The organism is Paenibacillus aurantius, from assembly GCF_032268605.1.
In the GTDB taxonomy this organism is placed as follows: domain Bacteria; phylum Bacillota; class Bacilli; order Paenibacillales; family NBRC-103111; genus Paenibacillus_AO; species Paenibacillus_AO aurantius.
Genome location: NZ_CP130318.1, coordinates 3,378,234 through 3,401,018 on the forward strand (window position 1 = coordinate 3,378,234; position 22,785 = coordinate 3,401,018).

Sequence of the window (22,785 nt, forward strand, 5' to 3'; positions counted from 1 at the left end):
GGAGTCCGACCAGGTGTTAATAGATGCTCTCACCGGTTGTTTTGCGGCTGAGCGCATTCAATCCGACGACCAGAATAAGGCCGACCAGCGATTTGAAAATGCCGATGGCGGTAGTCAGGCTGAACTGTGCCCCGAGCAGGCCGACCCGGTAGACGTACGTGTCGATCACTTCCCCGACATCCCGGACGAGCGGGTTCAGCAGAATCAGCACCTGCTCCACATTGGCGTCCAGCACATGACCGATCCGCAGCAGGAACAGAACGGTGATGGCCGGCAGCAGAGAGGGAAGGGTGATCGACCACATTTGGCGAAATCGTCCCGCCCCATCCATCATAGCGGCTTCGTACAAGCTGGGGTTAATGCCGGACAGGGCCGCCAAATAGATGATCATGCCCCATCCGATTTCCTTCCAGATGCCGATCGATACCAGGATGCTGCGGAAATACTCCGGGATGGTGAGAAAATCCCGGTTGGCCAAGCCAAGCGAGCCCAGGATGGTGTTCAGAAACCCGTCGATGGAAAGAAGGTTAACGAACAAACCGCCTACAATGACCCAGGAGAGAAAGTGCGGAAGATAAAGCAGCGTTTGAACCGGCCGTTGAAACCATTTTTGCCGGATTTCATTCAAGAGCAGAGCCAGGATTAGGGGCGCCGGGAATCCGAAAATAATGGAATAGAGGCTGAGAAGCATCGTATTGCGCAGGATTCGGTAAAATTCCGCGTAGGTGAACATGTTCTGGAAATGCTTCAGGCCCACCCACGGGCTGTCGGCCATGCCTGCGAACAGGTTATAGTTCTGAAAGGCAATAACATTACCCAAGAGCGGCACGTAGCGGAAAATAAGGAAGTGCAGGATGCCGGGCAGGGCGATAAGAAGCAGCAGCAGGGCATCATTCGAAGTAAGCTTATGATAGATACGGACCAACGTGCTCCCCTCCAGCAGTCAGGATGGGAGGAAGGGAACCTAAACGGAAGGAGTTCCCGCCGCGGTTCCTTCTCTCCTTACTTTTTGTGGAAGCCGTTGTACCAATCGGTCGCTTCCTTGATCACGTCATCGCCGCCCCGGCGGCGCCATTCCTTAACGAAATTATCGAAGCCGCTGTCAACCGGCTCTTTGCCCGTAATGACTTTCGCGAACATATCCAGGAACAGGGTTCCCGCCCCGGTACCCGGCACGAGCTCCGGATGGGTTTTCAAATTTTCGAGCGTCGGCATATGCAAAGCATCGTTCGGCACCACATTGGCCGCCGCCGTTTTAATTCCGGCTTTGATCGCTTCGGAGTTGGGGATAACATCCAGCAGCTTCGATCCCATTCGTCCGTCACCCCGGGGGTTGATGGAAAGCTGATAGAAGACGGAAGCGTCATTCTCTTTATTGGCCGGTTCATTCAGATCCCACTTCGGCTTGCCGCCCTCTTCCTTATAGTTGTAATCCTTGATGCCGAGGGCAAAGAAGGGATCCGCCTCATCCGACCAAGCCCAGTTAAGAAACTTGATAACTTCCTCCGCGTTCTTCTTCTGGGTCGGCACGGTCCATACGAAGTAAATCTGGTCTCCTTGTACCGATAGGCCTTTTCCTTTAGGACCCTGCGGAGCTTCCAGCATACTGACCTTGGCCCCCTTCTGGTTAACGTAGAACTCCGGCAGTCCCCAGTTGGAGTTGTAATTCGTCACATCATGAATCCAGACGCCGCCTTTCCCCTGCTTGATGCCCGCTTCCCAATCCGCCGATTTGTTCGTGAACAGGTTCGGGTTGATATAGCCTTTATCATACAAGTCCTTCCAGAATTTTAAGGAGTCCTTGATTTCCGGCTGAATCATCCCCGGCTCCAGCTTGCCGTTCTTCCAATACCACGCGCCCGGGTCCGCTCCGAATTCCTGAAAGAACAGGTTGGAGTAAATAAGATTCTCCCGGACGTAGAAGCCGTACTCGTCATTCGGATCCCCGTTGCCGTTCATATCTTCCTTCTTGACCGCTTCAAAAAACTTCAAGTAGTCGTCCACCGTCTTCGGCTGCTGCATGCCCAGCTTATCCAGCCAGTCCTGGCGGATATAGACCACCCGCGAGGCCGGAAGCGCCGAAAGGGCTGGAATTCCGTAAATCTTTCCATCCTTGCTGACGCGCGGGCTTTCCCAGGCCTCCTTAGGAATCTTCTTTTTCAGGTTCGGGCCGTATTTCTCAATAAGAGGAGTGAGGTCCTGAAACACCCCTTTGTCCAGCGCCCCCGGGTGCATGGTGGAATTGATGCTGTCCGTGCGGATCAGATCCGGCAGGTCGCCTGAGGCGAAACGAACGGTCATCTGCTGGGTAAAATCATTTCCGTGGCCGAGAAATTCAAATTTCAGGTTATAGCCCGACTGCTTGGACAATTCCTGGATATAACGGTCTCCTTCCTTCACCTGCATCGCGTATTTGGCATTCGAATGCGAAAGCAGAATATGAAGATCTTTGGAGCCCGCTGCTCCCTCGGCATTCCCCGGCTTCTCCTTCCCTCCACAGCCCGCGACAAGCACCGTAGCAGACGCAGCAAGCGAAACATAGGCTGTTAAGCGCTTTCGGTTTATCGGTCTCATTAGCGTTCCCACCCTTTGGTTAAGATGGCTCCATTGTGCGGCACCCCGGTCTACCAGGCAATGCTCCTTTCCTACGGAGGGTCATAAGCGATGCGGCAAAAGAAAACAAGAGCTAAAGCAAAACGTCAGGAAGCCGCTCGCTTCTGCTTCCGGTACTCTCCCGGAGGCATGCCGCAGGTTTGCTTAAAAATCCGGTTGAACGTCTGGACGCTGGCATAGCTCAGCCTGGCGGCGATCTCTTTGATGGGCATCTCCGTATGCTCCAGCCATTCTCTTGCCTTGGACATCCTCCACTCCAGCACGTATTCGCTGAACGTGACGCCGGCTTCTTCCTTGAATATTTTGCTCAGATGAGAAACGGACAGGTCAAAATGGTCGGCGGCCATCTGCAGGGACAGGTCCTCCTCGCACCGCTCTTCGATAAAGGCTTTGACCTGATGAACCATTTTCTTCTGCCGGGAAACGGTCTGCTCGGAAAGGGCCTCCTGTACCGCCGGAATCATCTCATCTGACAGCCATTGCTCCAGCTCGTTTACCGACTGCAGGCGGTATAACGGCTCGTACGGGTCAAGCCCGAACCGATCCCGAAGATCGCAGCCGGATTGCTGCAGTGTGTAATCGAGCTCTCCCAGCAGGTAAGCAAAAAGGGCCCTTGCCGTGTCGGGCGGGACCGGGGTCGCGGTCAATTCCTCCCGGAGACCGGCAAGCAGACGGCGGGACTCTTCCGCGTTGCCGTGGACGAGATGAAACACGATCCGCTTCTGAAGCTCGACAAGCTGCTGGGTGGACCGGTTGAGTCCGGGGTCCAGCCGTCCGGCCGAGATCGTGGCGTTCTCGCCTAGAGCGAGACGGTGTCTCAGCAGGCTCCGTGCCTCCTCGTATCCGCGGGCAATGGCTTCATATCCTTCCAGCCTGGAGCTTATGGCGATACTGAGCGGGAAGCGAAAATAGGTCAGCGCATGTCCTCGGGCTTCATCCGCGCACCGGATCAGGCGCTCCAGCATCTCCCCTTCTCCGGATCCCTGCCTGCCGGCGGGATCGTCCTCCGTACCGATGAGCAGAACGACCTGCCCCGTTTCGGGCGTGAATGCGAGACAGGAAGGGAAGGCGTGGAAAGTTTCCTCCAGCATTTTGAGGAGGGCATAATGAATCAGCCCCCGGTCCTTGCCTCGGTACGTTTCCCGAAAGAGGTCAACCCGGTCGGTTTGGGCTACACAGACGAAGACTGCTCCTCCGGCCGGACGAAAATGAAACCGTTCCGCCTCGGCTAGGAAGTCGTTCTCCGATAGTTCTCCCTTTAGAAGCTGATGAAAAAATCCCTGTTTCAAATAGGGGAACTGCTCCTTCAACCGGCTGAGAAGGGTTTGGTTCGTGTCAACCAGTTCATGCAAGTAGGAATCAAGGGCATCCAGACCGTCACGCGGTCTCGGGGCCTCCGGCCGCACCGGAAGCACTTTGCGGGACAGCCGGTCGATCGGCCTGTACAGCCAACGGGAAGCAAACAGCGCGACGCCTCCCCAGGCGAACGTAAGGATCCCCACAAGCCCCCAGGTGATCCATTGAATCCGGTTCACCTGGCGCGAGAATACCTCGGCCGGCGTCATCACATAGTAGGTCCAGCCACCGGAAGCTGCCGTTTTCGCCCGCAGCCTGTGCGCAACCCCTTCCAGGTCAATCGTGACCGGCTGAAGAACCGCCTTCTCCCGATTGGCGTACAAATCTTTAAAGTCCTCCAGCCTTTTGCCCATCTGCTCTTCCTGATTGCTGATCACGATACGCCCCTGCTCGTCCGCCACCATCAGCTTCGTCCGGTTGGCCAGCTCGAGGGAACCGAGAAAACGCAGGATGTCCTGGGGGTTGACATGCAAGACCAGCACCCCTTGCGTGTAGCTGGTCTGGATCGGCACGGGCGAATAAAGCAGCATATCCGGCTGATCGTCAAAGGTGTTCGCCGGCACCAGGAAAGGTTCATTGGCTTTCGGCATCCAAGTGTCGAGAATGGGGGCCAGGCGCTGCATGGGACGGCTGCTCGTTTCAAAGGCGTTCGAATACAAATAATTGCGGTGATTCCTTAGAATCATCGATACGTTATAAGGAATAGGCGAGGAACTGCGGATCCGCCGGATGGTTTCATTCATTTCCAGCGAATTGGTGAGGTTGTCGATCGATGGGCCGTCCCGAACCGTTCTTTCCACCGCCAAGCTCGTGGCTATGTTGATGGAAGATACCCGAAGGGAAGCGATAAATTGCGAAAGCTGCTTCTCCACCTGGTCCAGCATGTACTTATGATTTCCGTTGACCTCATTTTGGAGGCTTCGTGATGCCAGGAACGAGGAAAGCAAGCCGACAAGAAGCACCGGAACAATGCTTACAATCAAGGAATACCCCAGAAGTTTCCGCTGGAACGATACCGGCCGGAGCTTGTTCAGCCATGTCATTCGTTGTCCTCCCATCCCGCCTGCCCGCTTAAGGCTCAGGCGTCCATTAGGTAACCCGAGAGGCATACTGTCCCCCCCCCGCGGAATCCTGTATCAAACCTGTATTACTGTTGTATTATTCGTCTTCGTTTAACAAAATCCTACCTCTGCCGTCCATTTTGGTAAGAAACCACAAATAACCGGCCTTCCCGCGTGAGGGGAAGGCCGGTGACCGGGTACCGCTTAAGCTTGGTATTCCAACGGACTGAAGGACAGGCTGGCGAAGACGCCGCGCTTCGCCAGCAGGGCCCCATGGGTCCCTTGCTCCAACCCGTTACTTGGCGTAACGCTCGATAATTCCGGATAGGGTTCCGGCTACCGCGTGAGGACCGCCGGCGAGTTCTCCGGAAGACAGCCTCAGCCGGACGAAGGATTCATCCATGTCGAAGGCTTCGGCGAAGAGACTGGACAATCCCCTCGCTCTCCGGTCAATCTGCAGCAGGAGATCAATGCCACCCTCATCCTGTCCCACAAACATGATTTCCACCTCGTCCAGCCGGCCGCGGAATCTTCCGGTTGGAGTGAATTCGAACTCCTGCAGGAAGGGAAGACCTCCGCCCAGATGAGCCGTATATTCGCATTCCGCCTTGCGGAAACGGAAGCCTGCCTCTTCGACCCCATCCAGAACGGTTCGCATTTCGGCCGACGGATAGACCTCGATGCGGTCGTTATCACTCGGATCGACAGCCCCTTGAATCTCCAGCTCGGTCCGGATCCAGACGGGAGTGCGGCCCAGCGTTAGCGGAGTCCGAGCCGGCAGCCGGAACGAGAATGGAATCTCTCTACCTTCCCCTGCTTGAAGAAGGAAAGGCGGCGTTACGTGAATCCTCGCGATCTCTGCGCGCTGATGATATTTGTTGTCGTTGCTTTCCTTGATATATTCCGTCATGACAGAGAGCGCAATCGTTTCGATCTGCTGCTCGACGCTTCCTCCCCTAAGCCGGATCTCTCCGCGGACCTCGTCTCCCGGCGTATAGTGGGTCTGTTCGAGCACCGTATCGATTTCCGCCGACCCTATCCCGATTTTGGCCAAAAACTTATTGAACAAGCTTCATCCCTCCACTGTCTTCCTAAGATTCACCCGGTAATACGGGGTATGGGAGAAAGGGATTCATTTTCCGGTCCAAAATTGGCCGGTTCGGATCGCATGGTCCCGCCAAATCTCCAGTTCGTTCGTGGTAACCAGGACATCCGGGTATGGGGTAACTTTTGCTATCTGTTCGGCATTATCCGCGGGCCAGGTGATTAGCTGCAGCCCATGCTTCGAGCACTGCTCGACGGCATCCTCATTCAAATACTTAAGTGGAACGGCCAAATAAGAGGCTCCCATCTGCTGAAGCGGGTGGTAAAGAAAGGGACTGTTCCCTCCAAGTATTATGCCTACCTCCACCTCGGGGCATAGCTGCTTCACTTTGACAACCGAGTACTGGTCGAAGGAAATGATATACACCTGATCCGTCATCCTCAGACGGCGAACCCGTTCGACGACCTTCTCTTCGAGTCCGGCATAATAATCTCCTCCCTGCTTAAGCTCAATGCTCACAATCAGCTTGCCCCGGCACAGCTCCAGCGTTTCCTCCAGCGTAGGGACCTCTTCCACCCCACCGACACGTAAGCGCTTAAGCTCAGCGAGCGTCATATCGCGAACGGTGCCTGGCTCGCCGCATACGCGGTCAACGGTCCAATCGTGCATGACGATGACTTCCCCGTCCTTGGATAACTGAACATCCAGCTCGAGGTGGGAGAAGTTCAAGTCGATAGCCCATTGAAACGACTTCAGCGTATTTTCGGGCGCTTTCCCGGGATATCCCCGGTGGGCGATTCCCCTGATTTTTTGGTTTCCTTCCGTCACGGCTAACCATCCTTTTCCACATAGTTTGAGAAAATCTTTGGATTTCCGGGAGCTCCCCCAAGAGGAATCGAAAATAAGCCTGCAAAGACCTGCTTCCCTTTTGGGGGAGCCGGGAACCAGTTTATGGAATTAAGTATACACCATCCGCCCAGCCTTGGAATAAGCTTTTAAAAACGTTATAGGAGGGCGGGCATGAGCCTTATTCTATATCCCGTGAAGGTCATTTCGCACCGGTTGACCGGCCGAAAGCTGAATGTGGTTTATCCTGTCGTAGAAAGCCTTCCTCATCCCGAGGTCCAGAGGAAGATCAACGAAGCCATCCTAACAGAGGTCAGGGCCATGCTCCGGGCACAGGATTATCCGGCTAATCCCGACACGGAAGTCACCGGCTACTATGAGATCAAAACGAATGAGCGGGGAGTGCTCAGCCTCTCTTTGTTTTCCTATGCCTACTCAGGAGGGGCTCACGGGATTACCCTTCAGAGGTCTCTTACGTTTGCTATCCAAACGGGAGAAAAGTACAGCCTCAAGGATTTGTTCAAGCCCGAAACCGATTACATCCGGATTGTTAACCGCCAAATAGAAGAGCAAATCATGGCGCGTCAAATTCCGCTGCTCGAGGAGTTCAAAACCATCCGGCCCGACCAGGATTTCTATATCGCGGATAAAGCCCTGGTGGTCTACTTCCAGCTGTATGAATTAACCGCTTATGTCTATGGCTTTACTTACTTTCCCCTCTCTGTCTATTCGCTCCAGCCTTATATCCGGGAAGACGGCCCTCTCGGGACGATGATTTATTAAGCCGGTTGAAACCAAGCCGCCTTCTGTACGTAGGGTAAGGTATCCTGTTACAGGAGGTTGAATTGTGATCAAACACCTGCTTTCCAAGCTGCTTCATTCGGTTCTCGGATCCAAAGACAAGCATCGAGGTTATGGCTACAAGCGCAGCTCGTCCTCCGCTTACCGCCGCCCCCCGGGTTCCTCCTACAAACACAACAACTACGGCAAACCCTACTACAAAAACAAATACGGCAGCCACTCGAGCTAACGCTCCAGCAGCCGCCTGATTTCGCAGGAGGCTTCCCGCGCGTTTGCATAAGGCTTGTCCACCTGCAGCAGCCGGCGGATGAGCCTTTTTGTTCCGTCCGATACGGGCAGCTCCTCCTGCCATCCCTCTGAGGCTTGCTCCTTTCCCGGCTCGTCCTCCACCATCGAGTAGAGCAGGAAGAGGAGAAAATGGCCCGCCGCGTACAAATCACTCGACACCGCGGGGGTTCGCCTCATGCGGGTCTCCTCGTCGGGAAACGGCCCGGCATCGCGGTCTCCTATGGGCCGGGCCAGTCCGAAATCCAGGAGATTCAGACCCTTATGGTTCAAGATGACATTCGGAATGCGGATATCGAGGTGCACGATTCCCCGGCTGTGGATGTATTCCATCATCTCAAGCAGCTCGGCCAGGATCCCTAGACTCTCCTCCTCCGAATACCGCCGTCTCCCCGCGAATAAAGCCTCTTCCACGTTCAGCCCGATGACATAGTCGGTAATCAAGCAGCGTTTCCCGTCAGCGGTGAAGAGCTCGCGGAAGCCGGGGATGCGGGGATGATCCAGCTGCCGCAGGATAGCCGCCTCCCGTTCCAGCAGCTGAATCCCCAGCTCCGCCTTGCTCGGCTTGTTATGCTTGAGGGCGGCTAACCGGCCCGTTCCCATCTCCCGGCACAGATAAGTCAGTCCATAGCTCCCGCTGCCCACGAATTTAACAAGGCGATAACCGTTCAGAACGGTTCCTGGCCGGCAGGGATAATCGATCCAATTCTCGTATACGTTTCTTAAGTAGGAAAGCATTCTGACCTTCTCCTTAAAGGGTCCGCATTCGGACTAGGATGGAAGCTGTATTTCCAATAGGGAACCTGGAATTTCCGACGGTTCCTTAATAGGATAAGCAACCGCCGGCTAACCCGCAACCTCCTTGCCAGCCGGATAGGTAATGACTGGGTACTCCGCCCCCCTTCTCCCCACACAAAAATAAAACCGCGAAAGTCGCGGTTTTGATTCCCAATCGGACTATTCTTCGCCGCCTTTGAAAGCCCTCATGATGCCGTATTCCAAATGCTCCCGGTTCTCTGAGATCAGCTGGGACGAACGAATCCCGCATTCCAGAAGACTGAAATCCAGGATAACCCCTTCATCCATCCATTGATACTGGTCGGGCTGATCATGCTGCTTCTCAAGCTTTTCATCCGTAATCTCCTGCACCTCAAGCATTTCTATTCTTTCGAAGCCGGAAGCCGTCATTAAATCCGTCCACTGCGGTTGGGTAAGAATTTGCGGCATCCCGAAAAATTCTTGAATATCTTTCAAAATTTCTTTTGCGGCGGATGGTTTAACGAACATTTCGCGGTTATAGAGAACCCCGCCGGGCTTCAGTACCCTATAATACTCCGCCACCGATACCGGGGCTTGGGTAAAATTGGTGACCGATTCCACCAGCAGCGCATCGAACGACTGATCGTCAAAAGGCAGCGCATGGGCATCCGCCTGCCGGAAGTCAACCGTAACCCCCAGCTGTTCGGCTCTCCGCTTGGCTTTGACCACCATTTGAGGATGAAGGTCGACGGCCGTTACCCGGTAGCCTTGTTCCGCCAAATAACAAGCCGTTCTTCCCGTCCCGCATCCCACCTCCAGAATAGAGGAGTCTGCGGCCAGCGGAAATTTAGTAAACTGCTCCACGGTTTCGGAGAAGCCTCCGGGATGAGCGCTTCCGAGTCCCAGCCGGGAGAGCATTTCCAAGTATTCCATCAAGATCCCGCCTTCGCAATAGGGTTACCTCAGCTTATGTACCTTCCCTTGAAGAAGTGCATCGGAGGAGAACTTGGGTTCTATCCGACTAAAATGGGAAAGGCCTCCCGACGGATCAGGAGGCACTTTCCCTTGCCAGGATTAGATCAAGAAGCCAGCAGACAGGACGATGACAAGCAGGATATAAAGAACCAGAATTACCCCAATCGAAGTAAAGCCAAACCCTCCAACACCACTCACAGTAATCACCACCTTCTGCATAGGTTACTATAAGCTATGCGCCGGATGTTCGGATTGATTGGATAAAAGTCCCGGTAACAAATTTCCTTATGGAGGGGCATCGGAGGAGTACTTGGGTCCTACCCACAATAAAAAGGGGAAAGGCCTCCCGACGGATCAGGAGGCACTTCTTTCCCTACGCAGGATTAGATCAAGAAACCAGCAGACAGGACGATCACGAGCAGGATATAAAGAACCAGAACGATCCCAATCGAAGTGAAGCCAAACCCTCTTGCACAGCTCACAGCAATCACCACCTTCTGCATAGGTTACTATAACTTATGCGCCGGGTGTTCGGATTGTTTGGATGAATGTCCCGGTTACAAATATTCATTAAGGAAGTGCATAAAAAATGAAAAAGGCCTCCCGACGCAGCAGGAGGCACTTCTTTCCCTAGGCAGGATTAGATCAAGAAGCCAGCAGACAGGACGATCACGAGCAGGATATAAAGAACGAGAACTATCCCAATCGAAGTGAAGCCAAACCCTCTAGCACAACTCACAGTAATCACCACCTTCTGCATAACTTACTATAAGCTATGTACCGGGTGTTCGGTTTGATTGGATAAATGCCCCAGTAACAAATGCCCAAAGGAGGAGGAAGCATGAGACTGACAGGGCTGGAAGCGGCGGAGCGCTTTGTGTTCCGCCATCATCCACATTGTACGCTTGCGGTTCTGGGTGGCAGCGGAGGCCGGCGGCAGGACACCGCCGGATCGGACCTCGATTTGGTTATCGTGGATGACGAGGCACCATGGGCTTACCGCAAAACGCTTCGGGAGGAGGACTGGCTGGTGGAGCAGTTCGTCCTTACCTCCGACAGCTTCAGGGATCTATTCGATGCGGGGGTTCACGCGGCCAACCCTACCCTTCAAAGAATGCTGACGGAAGGGGTACTTCTCCGGTGCGAGGAAGCGGCCGAGAGAATTCTGAAGGAAGCCCAAGACGACCTCGCGGCCGGCCCCATGCCCTGGTCGTCAGGTGAGAGGGATGCGCAGAGGTACTGGATTACCGATTTATGGGAGGATGTAAAGGATGCCTCCTGCTCCGTAGAGCAGTGGTTTGCGCTGCACCGGCTGACCATCGTTTTGTCGGAATTCCATCTACGGGTCAATAAGCAGTGGATCGCAGAGGGAAAGCATCTTTACCGGGAACTGAAAGCCTTTGACGGCCGAATGGCTTCAGCCCTGGAGCAGGCGCTTCAAACCTTTTACGGCCAGGGAGATTTAGGAGCTTATGAGGAAGTGGTTGCTGCAACGCTCGCCCCTTATGGCGGCCTGCTTCGGGAAGGCTACGAGGAATAAGGTTTCCCCCGTCACCAGGTTAAGAACCGTCTCAACCAGCAGCAGGTAAGACAGTCATTCAAAAGCCCGGCAGGCTTAAGGCAAGCCTGCCGGGCTTTTGGGTTAAGGATAAGGAACGGCGGTTCGGACGACTGGACTCCTCTTACCGTGCTTATACCGAAAGGCTTGGTGTGGCAATGGGGACAGGCGTTCCCTTCTCGAAGGCAGACTGCCTTTCGGCTTCCGCAATAAGCAGTGCGGTTAACGTATCTTCGGGATTCGCGACATCGACCGGGGTGTTGTTCCGAATGGCATTGGCGAAATACCTTATTTCGCGGTAATAGCCCGCATCCTTCGAAAGCTCGGGCACAAAGCCCCGGCCGTCCTTCGGATGATCCTTAAGCACCCGCTTCTCGAAGAGCAGGGTCCCTCCCTCGAAGGTGACCCGGTACGCCATCTCGAAGCCGACGTCCCCTTCGATGGATCGGTCCATATGGGCCGTGACCACCTTCCGGTCCTCGTACAGGTATTGGGCCGACAGGACATCGAGTGTGCTTTCGGGCAGGACGTCTCCGCCAACCGTCGTTACCGCGAGAGGGCGTCCGAACAGCCAATGGATGATGTCGATGTCGTGAATATGAAAATCCAGCAGGCCTCCCCCGCTCGTCTCCGCCCGGATCATCCAATTCTCGTAGGTCCAGATGGGCGGACTGCAGAGCCGGTAAAAGGACGCGGAACGAACCTTGCCATACCGTCCGCTTGCCACCGTTTCCTTTAAATACTCGTATTCCGGCCAGAACCGGAGGCAGTGAGCGATCATCAGCTTCCGTCCCGTTTCCTTCGAAACCCGAATCATCTCCGCGCCATCCGCGCTGTTTAAGGCCATGGGCTTCTCGCACAGGACATGAAGGCCTTTCCTAAGGGCTTTTAGGGTGACCTCCTTGTGCAGGTAAGTAGGAAGAACGATGTCGACGAAATCCAACTCCTCCTCTTCCAGCATCCTGTCGATATCGGTGTACTGCCGATACCGGCTATAATCGATGTCCGCACTCGGCACTTGAATATTTCCCTCCGTATAGATCCCTTGAAACTTTCGGGAGTCAATGTCGCAGATGGAGGTCAGGCGGACGGGAAAGCCTTCTTCCTCCAGGCGGATATAGTTCTTCAGGTGTGTCCTCCCCATAAACCCGATTCCAATTAGTCCGGCTTTCAGCATGATCGTTTCCGTCTCCTCCTTCGCTTATTTCTTTGCACATTTCTTTATATTTTTGTACGAATTTTGTTATTCCACCCATTCTTTGGAGGATTTTCAACCCTTTTGGAGAACTAGGTAGGGGATGGGTTCTTAACAAAAAAAGGGGGGGAATTATAACTTGAAATTGATGCGTTATGAGATCCAGAATGTCATTTCCATCAACAAGCTGATTACATGCTACTATTTCGAATTGGCCAAAAATTACCGGTATGCCGGAGAGAAGCATGACTTTTGGGAGCTCTATTATGTGGATAAGGGCGAAATGTCCATCGAGACGGATTTCGGCCATTTCAACCTGAAGCAGGGCGATCTGCTGTTTCATGAGCCGAATGAGTTTCACAGCCCCCGCAGCAACGGTGTCGTGGCTTGCAACGTCTTCATCGTCACCTTCGAATGCGATTCTTCGCCCATGTCCTTTTTCCTTAAGCAGAAGCTGTTTCACCTGGGGGATTACGAGCGGTCCCTGCTGTCCCAGATGATGAAGGAAGGGTTTAACGCCTTCGGGGTTAATCCGTTTCATACGGGACGGATCCTCAGCGCACGAGAGAACGCTCCCTTCGGCAGCGAGCAGATGTTCCGCATAAATCTTGAGACCTTGCTCATCCGCCTAATCCGCAACAGCACCTCTCCTCAGCCTGTCTACAAGCTTTCTTCCGCCGCAAGGGAGAAGCAGGAGATGGACACTACAGATAAAATCCTCGCCTATATGGAAGAGAACATCGGCCAGAACCTTACGCTCGACCATCTGTGCGAAGTCTTTACCATCGGAAGAACCCAATTGAGCATTCTGTTCAAGAAAAGAGTCGGACGTGGAGTCATGGAGCACTCCAACGACCTCAAAATCCAAAAGGCCAAGGTTCTGATCCGTGAGGAAGATTACAACTTGACCGAAATCTCCGAGCTTCTCGGCTACAGCAGCGTGCATTACTTCTCCCGCCACTTCAAGAAAGCGACCGGAATGACGCCCTCCGAGTATGCCAAATCCTTAAGGGCCGGCTTCAGCCGTTACCGGCCCCACTGATGGTTAAGCCTGCTGCACCGGGTTCCGGAAGTGGATTTCCCGGTGACTGCGGTGGGACTCATACGTTCCGAGGATAATCTCGAGCGAATGGCGGCCGTCTTCCCCCGTGACCTGCGGTTCACGATTCTCGAGGATGGCCCGTGACATGTCCCTTATTTGCATGCGGTGCCCGTCCGGGATGACCTGAAACGGCGGAAAATCCGGAATTTCGATGGGTTCCCCCATGACCTCAAGGGTAGTAATTTGGTCTCCGGTCAGAACAACCGTCCCCAAATCCCCATGGATGATAATCTGATGATCCGGCTGCTTATAAGCCGTGGTGGTGGCTTCCAGCGTTCCAAGTGCCCCATTGCAGAATTGAAGCGCGGTAACCGCCGTGTCTTCCACTTCAATATCCCGCAGAACGTTGCGGGCGAATCCCTTCAAGCTCTCGACCGGTCCGGCGAGCCATTGCAGCAGGTCGACCGTATGAATTCCCTGGTTCATCATGGCTCCGCCGCCGTCCATGGCCCAAGTCCCTCTCCAGCCGGCGCTGTCGTAATAAGCCTGATTCCGGTAAAATTTCACATACCCCGAGCAGAGGCTCAAGCGGCCGAGCCGTCCCTCGTCGATCAGCTTCTTCACGAATACGGCGGCAGGAGACATTCTTCTCGGGAAGATGGTGGTCAGCTTGACGCCGGCCTGCGAGCAGGCCTCGATCATCTGCTCCACATCCTCCAGCACGATGGCCATCGGCTTCTCGCAAACAACATGCTTGCCAGCGGCGGCTGCCATTATCGTCTGTTCGGCATGCAGCCCGCTAGGTGTGCAAATGCACACCGCATCGATATCCGGCTGGGCAAGCAGGACTTCCAGCCGTGTATAAGCGCGTACGCCGTATTTGGCGGCCGTCTCCTCGGCTCTTTGCTCATTGGCGTCGCAAACGGCGACCAGCTCCGCCTCTTCCGTTTCATTAATTCCTTGAAAATGACTCGCCGAGATACCCCCGCAGCCGACAACGGCAAATCTTACTTTTCCGGTATTCATCTGGTTCCTCCACTTCGTTTTAGTTACTGCATTAGGACCACTAGCCGATGGGTTGATGGACGTTGTTCAGAAAGACGGCCTTCTCGTCGGCCTCCACGGCCGCCCGACAGGTCTGCAGCACGTCCTTATGGGTTAAGCGTGAGTCCTTCCCCTCCAGGCGCCTGAGGAAATCCTCCGTCAGGCTCCACGGGGGCGCCTCCAACTCCACCCGCTCATAAGGCGAGTCATGAAGGATGCGGAAGAAGAGCTCTTCCTTCGCTATGGCGGGGTCTCCGCTTAAGCGGAGCTCAGCCGCCCCGGCGGTTCCGGTAATGAAAATCCGGCAGTCTCCCCAGGTCCAGCTGGCTTCGGGGGTGTGCCAATCGGAATAAAGCTGGGCGAGCGCTCCCCCGTCCATGACCACCTGGGCGCAGGCGGTGTCATAGAAGGTCGGATACTCGGGCATGCCGTTCTTCGTGACGACCGTCTGGACGGAACGGATTTCCTGGCCGGTCAGCCAGCGGAGAAGGTCGAAGTCATGCACAAACAAATCAATGACAATGCCTCCGTTCTGTTCCTTCGAGAAATGCCAGGCGTGGCGGGAAGAAGGAGTCAGCTTATGCGGCTTGCGCATGGTGAGGCTGACCACTTTGCCTAGCTCTCCTCTCTCCAGCATCCGGCTCAAGGTATAGAGGACAGGGCGGAACCGCTCGGTTAGCATCATCCCGATCTGGATGCCTCCTCTACCGATCACCCCTTCCAAGCGTTCCAGCTGATGGCGGTTGACCGCAATCGGCTTGTCGAGCATGACGTGCTTCCCGTAAGCCTCGCACTGCTCGATCACGTCCAGCTTGAACGCATTCACGGCCGACGACCCGATCACACTTACCTCTGGGTCCTCGAGCAGCCTTCTCGCCTCCTTCACCAGGGGAATGCCGTGCTGCCGGGAAAGCCGCTCGGCCAGAGCCGGCTCCCCCGTTTCGCTAATCCCTGCACAGCGGTGACCCAACCGCAGCATTTCCGTAAGAAAGCCGGCAATGTGGCCGTGCTGGCAGCCGATAATGCCGAAGATTCGATTAGACATGCCTTACACCTCGCTTCTTCAGATTGTGGCATCTAGCCTGTAATCTCCTTTTCGCGCATGGGCGATTATTCAACCAGTCCGGTCCGCTCCACGCCTTCCACGAACCAGCGCTGGGCAATCAAATAGACGATCAGCGGCGGCATGATGATCAGGAAGCTGGCCGCCATGCGGATGGTCTCGTTCAAGTCGAAGCTCGGCTCGGTGCCATCCCCGCCGTACATTCCCCTCAAGACTTTGTCAAGATGGGACAGACTGACGGACAAGGGGAGATCACTTCCGTTAAGCACGAGTCCGGTAATGAAGGTTTCGTTCCAATGCCATACAAACGAAAAGAGAAAGACGACAAGAACGGCCGGTTTGGCCAAGGGAACCATAACTTTCCAATACACCCGGAACGGCCCGGCCCCGTCAATAAGGGCCGCGTCCTCCAGTTCTTTAGGCAGCGTGGAGAAGAACTGCCGGAAGATGATGACGAACAAGGCGCCGCGAAGCCCGTGCCCTAGCAGAGCCGGTGTGATGATCGCCATCGGGGAGCCGAGCAGATCCAGCTTCCGGTACAGCACGTAGAGCGGAATAATCAGCGTCTGCGGCGGGATCAAGAAGCTGAATACCAAGAGCCCGAACAGCAGGTTGCGCCCCGGAAACTTCAAACGGGCGAAGGAATAGCCGGCAAGGGAACAGACGACAATCTGCCCCCCAGCGGAAGCAAGTGAAATGGTCAGGCTGCTCTTTAAGGCTTTGGGAAACTGGAGGCCATCCCAAGCCAGCTTCAGATTCGCCCATTCCATGGAAGTGGGAATCCACTTGACCGTCGGATCCAGCAGATCCGCTGTCGTTTTGAACATGGTGGAGAGCATATACAGGAACGGGTTCAAGTACATCAAAGCCACATCGACCAGCAGCAGGTAGAGGAGCAGCAGGGCAATTACCCCCATCCCTTCCATATCGCCGAGCAGCAGGGTGCGGGCCCGGTTCATCCAATGTCTCATCTCCCGAACACCTACCTTTCCGCACCGTTGTAAACCGTCTTTCTCGCCGCAGCCAGCACGAGAAGAAGGATGAGAAACACCATGACGAAGTAGATCCAGCCTTGCGCCGCCGAATACCCGTACCCGAGATTCGGATTGGTCATATTCGCCGTGATCATGCTGAGAACCGGATTCAGAAGCGGCAGGGTGAACATGTCGACGATGGTATAAATCACGTTTAGCAAAATGAAAGGCGTCAAGGCGGGCAGGGTAATCTTCCAGAAGATTTCCCAAGGCGTCGCCCCATCGATCATGGAGGCTTCGTAGACGTTCGTACTGATGGTTTGCAGTCCCGCCAGGTACAGAAGGATCTGCACGCCCGAATACCACAAAATGACGACGAACATATTGAGGACGGCCAGTATCGGATCCGCCCATAGTTTGGGCAGATTCGCCGCCAGGAACCCCGCCACGTCGTAATTGTTAAGAAGATCGAGGCTGCCGGCCTTCTGGTTGAAGATCTCCGTGAGCACCTGACCGGTGCTGAAGATAACCGGCAGGAAGAAAATGCCCCGGAAAGCCATCCGGCCTTTGAATTTCAAGTTAAGCAGCACCGCGACGAACAAGGAAAACACGACGATAATCGGGATAACCAGAACCGAGTTCTTAAGAATGCTCAACAGAGCGGCAACGAAAGTATTATCGGACAGAAACGCATACGTGTAGTTCTCGAAGCCCTTCCACTCAAACTTCATTCCCGTTCCCGTGAAGCGGATCTTATGAAAGCTCATGTACAGGGAATAGCCGAGCGGATAAAAAACGAAGACGGCCAACCCGACCAGCCAGGGAAGCAGGAAAAGGTAGCCCGAGATCGCCTGCTGGCTCTCGACCGAGAGCCGGACCCGCTTGCGGTTAGAGGTTCCGATCATTTTCCTGTCCCTCCTTCCCGTAAGGCATAATCCCCTGGCGGAACCGTAAACGCGCCATCCCGGTAAGGCACGTTATTGTAATTCACCACAACCCGGCTGCCGTTGTCATACTGTGTCTCGGTTACTCCTGGCGCAAGCTCACGGTGACCGGTCATGAAGCGGTTCGAGAGCGGCCCGAGAATTTCATTCCAATGCTTGTAATCCTGCACGATCGTATCCTTCCATTCCTCATAGCGGCTGCTGAAAATTCCGGCGCCCGGTGTTTTGCGGAGAACATCCGGGCTTTCATGCGTAAGCAGATAGGACAAGCTGGCTCCATATTCCACGCTCTTCAGATAAGCCTTGCGGTTGCTCAAGTTAAGGAAGGAACCGCTGTAATCGACCAGTCCATGAAGGGCCATCGGGTAGAAAGGAACGCTTTTGGTGGCAACCAGATCATAGGTTTCGCCCATCGGCAGCGTGCCGATCCCGTTGACTCCCGCCAGACTGTACGCATTGCCGTGTAGGGTCCGGGTAAGCGGAAAGGTTTCCTTGGACAGTCGGAAAATCTGTGCCAGTTCCTCCGCCGCTTGTCTGCGGGACACCTCATGGCCTTTGCGGTTATCCGAGAACACAAAGTGGCCAATCCCTTTCAGCACGACCCCGTCAATCCCCAGCTGCTTCAACGGCTGAACCTGTTCCTGAAACAGGCGCAAAGCTACATCCGATGGATTGTCATACATCTTCTTTCCGTTGTAGTCGCCTTCCAGGGTCCGGTTGTTCCGATTTCTAACGGCATCCCGGGAAGGTACGAAGCGGTCATTGTTCCGGGATTGGGAATAATCGCTCTGCAGAAGGATTCGGTCCCCTAACGCCTGGGAACGCTTGATAAAGCTTTTCAGCCCCTCCATCCCCCCCAGCTTCTTCTCCGCGGGCAAGACAGCGGGGAGTCGGCTCTCCTCTCCTCCCTCCGACCATCCGACCAGGGTCGCGTCCAGCTTGCCAACCCCGGCTTTATGCAGCGACTCGGTGATGGCAAACGCCTGGTCGAACGTCGTGGCCGTCACGAAATGGGGCTGAAACAAGCCTTTTTCCTCCGCCCCTCCGTAGATCGTCAGCTGCAGTCGCGGGTCGGATGCTCCTTGCCGTTGCTTCAAACCGTACGTCTCCATTATGTCCGTCCGGTAATCGGCTGCCATTCCGGCGTAATTCGCCTTCTCGGCCGTCTGGAAATAATACCGAATCGCCCGGTCTTCCCGGAGCAGCTCTTTCTCCATCGCTTTGTAACCGGCTCCTAACCGGCTGGTTTGCCGGAAATACGACTGGCGGTAGTGAAATTGCGGGGCAATCCAGTGAAACGACGTGTACAGGCCGGCAGGAGTGGCATGAACACTTGCCGCTGTTTCCCCCTCCTTGATGACGCCCAGGAACGACTGGCCGTCATGGGCCATTCCGAATACCGGAAGCGGGGCATCGAAGCTGCGTCCTGTTCCCTGGTCGGGCAGCGCCCGGTCGGTCCCGTAGAGAAGGGCCGTGTACCGGTAAGGAAGCTGCTTCTCGTCCTTCATCGGCACCAAGGCTCCCATTTCCGCCGGAACCAGCATATAGCCGTCCTGGATATCCTGCTTGCGGACCGCTCCCATAAAAGGATAGGGCCAAAGGGACGTTACCTGCTTGCTGGACGTTTCTTTGATGGATTCAGCCGGAACGGTTATGTCCAAGTGTCCTTGGGCCAAGACGGCCTTGACGTTGAAGGAGATCCCGAGCGTTCTCAGGTCATAGCCGATTTCCACCCCGGCTGAAGCGGGGCGGATCGTGACCTTGGTTTTGGAATCGTCCAGGTTGGCGGTCGAGATGGTGACGCTTGTATTCTGCTTCGATCCGTCCACATAATCGGCCAGGAAAGGAGAGAGAAGATGGTTCCTCCACAGCCCCTTCGGCTCCGCGGCCAGAGCGGCTTCGGAAGGAAGGCTGCTCCATTCCTTACCGGAATCCTTATGCCTTATCTTCAGATGTCCGGCATCGTTGACCCAAAGCTCCAGACCGTCCGCTTCCGCGTATTTCTGGAAGCTGTCGGCTTTGTAGGACACCGCCTGGATCGAGGACGGGTCGATCACGTTCCCCTCTACCTGTCGGTTGGCAGGAACGGCTTGGGTCCACGATTTCCAGGGCTGCTGGATCACGAGGAAGATAATCAGCAGAACCGCTGCCAGAAGACCGGCTGCTGCACGTTTACGCACGATAGGTCACCTCCCGGATGACCTGTGTAAGGAAGTCATAGAGCTGGAAGGTCAACCCGGCGACAATGAACAGAAGCACCCAGACGGCAATCATGAACAATACCGTGACGACCAGGTTGACGATCGTCTCCTGAATGTCGTAATTATGAATCTCTTTCACCATAATAAAGAACAGGATAAGGGTCCATCCGATCATCACCCACTGGGCGGTGCTGTAAACAACCTTCTCACTCAAGGTCAAGACATTGGTAATTAAAGCAGCCGGAACGCTGAGCAGAATGAACGGCATTAGGGAATAGCTGCTTGCTGTGAATACCTCGGTCCATCTTCCCTGGCCTTTCATGATGGATGCGATCATGTAATTCGCCATGACCCAGGTCAGCCAAGGAAGGCCGTACTGCACCAGCAGCTGGAGAGGGTTGACTCCGGCCTCCGTCGGATTAAACGTATAGGCGGTCAAGCTTTCGGATACCAGCAGGACGATATAGGCCAGGACGAGCAGCACAACGGAGGCCGTCAGCGAAGCCCGGTTACGGTAACGAATGTCCCAGAACACATCAAAAGGATGCTTGAGGATTCGGAAAGCCTGCTTAAGCTGAAAGCCTACCGCTCCGAGGTAGTCCTTCCCCATCGAAGAAAGCTCTCTTTGCCGGCTCGGCCGGTCTTTCTCCCGGAGGCGAGCGGTTGATTCAGGCGGGATGTTCAACGGTTTCAACGGACCTCCTCCTTTCGGCCGCCCGTTTGGCCATACGGGATGCCAGCCAAAAGATCACGATCCCCGCCGCAAGACTGCCGGCCAGCGTGGTAAAGTGTCTCTGCATCCAGTTCAAACGGACCTGCCAGAAGGCATCGGAGTAGCCTTTGACATCTCCGGCCATGCGGTATTCGTTCATGGCTTGCTCGTAGCGGCCTTGCTTGTAATAAGCCTTGGCCAGGCCCAGATGGGCCCGATAGTATTTCGTGTTCAGGTGAAGCACTTCACTCCAAAGCCCCGCTCCCTTCTCGTACTGCCCTTGAATATACAAATCCATGGCATCATGGATCTTGTTCGCAAAATCCGTCGCCTTGAAGGCCTGAAGCAGGTGGGATCCGCGATCGAGAACATACAGAACGCCTTCCGAATTAACCGCAATTGAGGAAGGGGATTTGAACAATCCCAGCTTCTGATACCCCTCGTCTTTGGCCCCGAACGAGAACAGAAGGTCTCCTTGGGAGTTGTATTGGTACACCGTTCCGAACTGGGCTTCAATGGCGGTTAAATAGCCTCGGGAATCGACGGTTATGTCCGTAAACTGGTTCTGCTGCTGGGCCTTTAGATTTTTGGATCCGTACACCTTTTCACCCAGAAGGTCCTTTCCGTCGTAGTTGAGCTTCTTAATATGCCCTTTTTTGACGGAGACGGAGGTGGTATAAACGAATCCATCCGGTCCTCTTGTAACATTGGATACGCTCCCCGGAAGCTTGAGGAGCTCCTTCTGCATCTGCTCTTTCGTATAGAAAAGGCGTTTTAACGAGTCGGTCAGCGTGAAGTCCACCCGGTTTGCCCCGAAGAATCCGTCGAATTGGCCCTCCGGATCCAGGAGAAGGAGCCCCTGGTAGCCGTTTCGTACCGCCACATACAGATATCCCCGGTCGTCCACCGCGATCTTCGTGGGCTGGTAGACGAAATCCTTCGGAAGCAGCGGGGTGTCCGGTTTCTTATAAGAGGTTAGGAAGGTTCCATCCTCTTGGAAGACGGCGATCCTTTCATTCTTCGTATCCGCCACATAGATGGTTCCATCCTTACGGACAAACACCCCGTTAGGCTCATTCAGCTTCCCTTCCCCCTGCTTGGCTTCTATCGTTCGGACTAGACGGTCGTTCTCATCCAGATGAACAATTCGGTTGTTGCCGGTGTCGGCGATATACAGATGATCCTTCGAATCGATGAACAAATCTTCCGGGGCTTTCAGATCCCCCCGGTAAAAATGGTCGGGAAGGTACGCCGCCTGAGCCTCATAGCCCGCACCTTTCAAATCATAAATCTGGGTGCCGTACGGGACCTCGGCTGAGGCCGGCGAAGCTTTCATTGCCAGCCCGAGAGCGGCGCCTGCAAGCAGGATCCGACCGAGCCTGATCCAGCCTTTCATGGGGTCTCCTCCTTTCTTCCTGCCGGTTATCCCCTATTTCAATCCCGAGTGAGCCATGGTGGAGATGACCTTGCGCTGCATGAACAGGAAGAGGATGAAGTTCGGTACGAACATCAGCAAGGCGACCGCTGCGGCAACCCCCTGGCGGGCCACGCTGTTCGCCAGGCCGCTGGTCATCGTCTGGACATAGAAGGGCAAGGTTTTGAGAGTCTCATCCTCGATATAGAGAGCGGACGTCTCTAGGTTGTTCCAGCTGGATTGAAAGATCAGAATGGTGGCGGTGGCTACCGCCGGTAAACAAAGCGGAATGATGATGGTCAGGAAAACCTTGAATTCGTTGGCCCCTTCTAGACGCGCCGCCTCCAGCAGCTCATTCGGCAGCAGATCGATGAACTGCTTGAACAGAAAAACGATGACCGGAAGCGCAAGAGCCGGCAGAATATGCGCCCAGTAGGTGTTGATGATCCCCAGCTTGCTGATGACGAAGTACCGCGGGATTCCGACGGTTTCCGGAGCAAACATGAGCGAAAGAATAATAAGCGAGAAGAGCTTGCCCTTGCCGTAAAATTGATGCTTGGACAAGGAGTAAGCACACATGGAACTGATCACCGTTCCGATCAGGATGGTCATCAGAGAGACGACCACGCCGTTAAAGATGTAACGCGTCACCGGCACAATGGAAGATTTGGTGACAATCAGCAGGTCGTAGAAATTATCGAGCGTCGGATCCTTGGCCAGGAAGGTAGGCGGATACAGGAACAGCTCGTGGTAAGGCTTTAGGGCGTTCCCGAACAAATACACAATTGGCAGAAGCATAAAGACAGCAAGGGCTGTCATGCACAAGGTCAGAATCCATTGGAACCCGGTAATCCGGTTTAACTTGCTCCGTCTGCGAAATAGCTGCCGAGAGGCCAT

The 22,785-nt window shown here is 54.8% G+C and carries 23 protein-coding genes; 4 read left to right on the forward strand and 19 right to left on the reverse strand.

The genetic code is table 11. The features are described from left to right. Positions 1-16: 16 nt before the first annotated feature. The 5 genes from MJA45_RS15070 to MJA45_RS15090 form a co-directional block, all read right to left on the reverse strand. Positions 17-925, reverse strand: coding sequence for an ABC transporter permease (locus MJA45_RS15070; protein WP_315602737.1), 909 nt, complete (start codon positions 923-925; stop codon positions 17-19). 77 nt (positions 926-1,002) lie between these two features. Next, positions 1,003-2,574 (reverse strand): extracellular solute-binding protein, encoded by a 1,572-nt coding sequence (locus MJA45_RS15075; RefSeq protein WP_315602738.1) that lies wholly within the window; start codon positions 2,572-2,574, stop codon positions 1,003-1,005. Between the two features lie 125 nt (positions 2,575-2,699). Further along, entirely contained in the window at positions 2,700-5,012 is a 2,313-nt protein-coding gene (locus MJA45_RS15080; RefSeq protein ID WP_315602739.1) for a helix-turn-helix domain-containing protein, read from the reverse strand. A 313-nt stretch (positions 5,013-5,325) separates the two neighbouring features. Next, complete coding sequence (locus tag MJA45_RS15085) at positions 5,326-6,099, reverse strand: sporulation protein (protein WP_315602740.1); 774 nt, start codon at positions 6,097-6,099, stop codon at positions 5,326-5,328. Between the two features lie 63 nt (positions 6,100-6,162). Beyond that, positions 6,163-6,903, reverse strand: coding sequence for a glycerophosphodiester phosphodiesterase (locus MJA45_RS15090; RefSeq protein ID WP_315602741.1), 741 nt, complete (start codon positions 6,901-6,903; stop codon positions 6,163-6,165). 192 nt (positions 6,904-7,095) lie between these two features. Here MJA45_RS15090 and MJA45_RS15095 point away from each other — a divergent pair, with 192 nt between their 5' ends. Then, positions 7,096-7,704 carry a DUF3298 and DUF4163 domain-containing protein gene (locus MJA45_RS15095; RefSeq protein ID WP_315602742.1) on the forward strand — a complete coding sequence of 203 codons (609 nt, stop codon included), beginning with the start codon at positions 7,096-7,098 and terminating at the stop codon, positions 7,702-7,704. A gap of 64 nt (positions 7,705-7,768) precedes the next feature. Further along, positions 7,769-7,951 carry a hypothetical protein gene (locus MJA45_RS15100; protein ID WP_315602743.1) on the forward strand — a complete coding sequence of 61 codons (183 nt, stop codon included), beginning with the start codon at positions 7,769-7,771 and terminating at the stop codon, positions 7,949-7,951. On the opposite strand, the gene MJA45_RS15105 is transcribed toward MJA45_RS15100, so the two are convergent. From MJA45_RS15105 to MJA45_RS15125, 5 genes are all read right to left on the reverse strand, one after another. After that, the gene (locus tag MJA45_RS15105; protein ID WP_315602744.1) at positions 7,948-8,745 is read right to left on the reverse strand and encodes a serine/threonine protein kinase; all 798 of its coding nucleotides are present in this window, start codon (positions 8,743-8,745) and stop codon (positions 7,948-7,950) included. The two genes, MJA45_RS15100 and MJA45_RS15105, sit on opposite strands and share 4 nt — an antisense overlap. Before the next feature lie 219 nt (positions 8,746-8,964). Next, the gene (locus MJA45_RS15110) at positions 8,965-9,699 is read right to left on the reverse strand and encodes a class I SAM-dependent methyltransferase (RefSeq protein WP_315602745.1); all 735 of its coding nucleotides are present in this window, start codon (positions 9,697-9,699) and stop codon (positions 8,965-8,967) included. Positions 9,700-9,840: 141 nt separating this feature from the next. Beyond that, positions 9,841-9,939, reverse strand: a complete 99-nt coding sequence (locus MJA45_RS15115) for a YjcZ family sporulation protein (protein ID WP_315602746.1) — start codon at positions 9,937-9,939, stop codon at positions 9,841-9,843. 185 nt (positions 9,940-10,124) lie between these two features. Further along, on the reverse strand, positions 10,125-10,223 hold the full coding sequence (locus tag MJA45_RS15120; protein ID WP_315602747.1) for a YjcZ family sporulation protein: 99 nt from the start codon (positions 10,221-10,223) through the stop codon (positions 10,125-10,127). Between the two features lie 158 nt (positions 10,224-10,381). Beyond that, a complete protein-coding gene (locus tag MJA45_RS15125) occupies positions 10,382-10,480 on the reverse strand; it encodes a YjcZ family sporulation protein (RefSeq protein ID WP_315602747.1) in 99 nt (32 codons plus the stop codon). Positions 10,481-10,582: 102 nt separating this feature from the next. Between MJA45_RS15125 and MJA45_RS15130 the strand changes: the two genes are divergently transcribed. Continuing rightward, on the forward strand, positions 10,583-11,281 hold the full coding sequence (locus MJA45_RS15130) for a nucleotidyltransferase family protein (protein WP_315602749.1): 699 nt from the start codon (positions 10,583-10,585) through the stop codon (positions 11,279-11,281). Positions 11,282-11,432: 151 nt separating this feature from the next. Here the strand turns inward: MJA45_RS15130 and MJA45_RS15135 are convergent, their stop codons facing one another. Continuing rightward, the gene (locus MJA45_RS15135) at positions 11,433-12,476 is read right to left on the reverse strand and encodes a Gfo/Idh/MocA family protein (RefSeq protein WP_315602750.1); all 1,044 of its coding nucleotides are present in this window, start codon (positions 12,474-12,476) and stop codon (positions 11,433-11,435) included. A 166-nt stretch (positions 12,477-12,642) separates the two neighbouring features. Here MJA45_RS15135 and MJA45_RS15140 point away from each other — a divergent pair, with 166 nt between their 5' ends. Beyond that, a complete protein-coding gene (locus tag MJA45_RS15140) occupies positions 12,643-13,536 on the forward strand; it encodes an AraC family transcriptional regulator (RefSeq protein ID WP_315608032.1) in 894 nt (297 codons plus the stop codon). A gap of 3 nt (positions 13,537-13,539) precedes the next feature. Here the strand turns inward: MJA45_RS15140 and MJA45_RS15145 are convergent, their stop codons facing one another. The 8 genes from MJA45_RS15145 to MJA45_RS15180 all read right to left on the reverse strand — a co-directional run bounded on the left by MJA45_RS15145 (position 13,540) and on the right by MJA45_RS15180 (position 22,785). Next, positions 13,540-14,562 (reverse strand): Gfo/Idh/MocA family protein, encoded by a 1,023-nt coding sequence (locus MJA45_RS15145; RefSeq protein ID WP_315602751.1) that lies wholly within the window; start codon positions 14,560-14,562, stop codon positions 13,540-13,542. 40 nt (positions 14,563-14,602) lie between these two features. Continuing rightward, positions 14,603-15,625 carry a Gfo/Idh/MocA family protein gene (locus tag MJA45_RS15150; RefSeq protein WP_315602752.1) on the reverse strand — a complete coding sequence of 341 codons (1,023 nt, stop codon included), beginning with the start codon at positions 15,623-15,625 and terminating at the stop codon, positions 14,603-14,605. Between the two features lie 65 nt (positions 15,626-15,690). Beyond that, entirely contained in the window at positions 15,691-16,614 is a 924-nt protein-coding gene (locus MJA45_RS15155) for a carbohydrate ABC transporter permease (protein ID WP_315602753.1), read from the reverse strand. An 11-nt stretch (positions 16,615-16,625) separates the two neighbouring features. Further along, a complete protein-coding gene (locus MJA45_RS15160) occupies positions 16,626-17,522 on the reverse strand; it encodes a carbohydrate ABC transporter permease (RefSeq protein WP_315602754.1) in 897 nt (298 codons plus the stop codon). After that, entirely contained in the window at positions 17,519-19,741 is a 2,223-nt protein-coding gene (locus MJA45_RS15165; protein WP_315602755.1) for a DUF5696 domain-containing protein, read from the reverse strand. Before MJA45_RS15165 ends, MJA45_RS15160 begins: the two co-directional genes overlap by 4 nt. Further along, on the reverse strand, positions 19,734-20,456 hold the full coding sequence (locus MJA45_RS15170; protein ID WP_315602756.1) for a Yip1 family protein: 723 nt from the start codon (positions 20,454-20,456) through the stop codon (positions 19,734-19,736). Before MJA45_RS15170 ends, MJA45_RS15165 begins: the two co-directional genes overlap by 8 nt. Beyond that, entirely contained in the window at positions 20,431-21,870 is a 1,440-nt protein-coding gene (locus tag MJA45_RS15175; protein WP_315602757.1) for a tetratricopeptide repeat protein, read from the reverse strand. Before MJA45_RS15175 ends, MJA45_RS15170 begins: the two co-directional genes overlap by 26 nt. Positions 21,871-21,903: 33 nt before the next feature. Continuing rightward, a complete protein-coding gene (locus tag MJA45_RS15180) occupies positions 21,904-22,785 on the reverse strand; it encodes a carbohydrate ABC transporter permease (RefSeq protein WP_315602758.1) in 882 nt (293 codons plus the stop codon).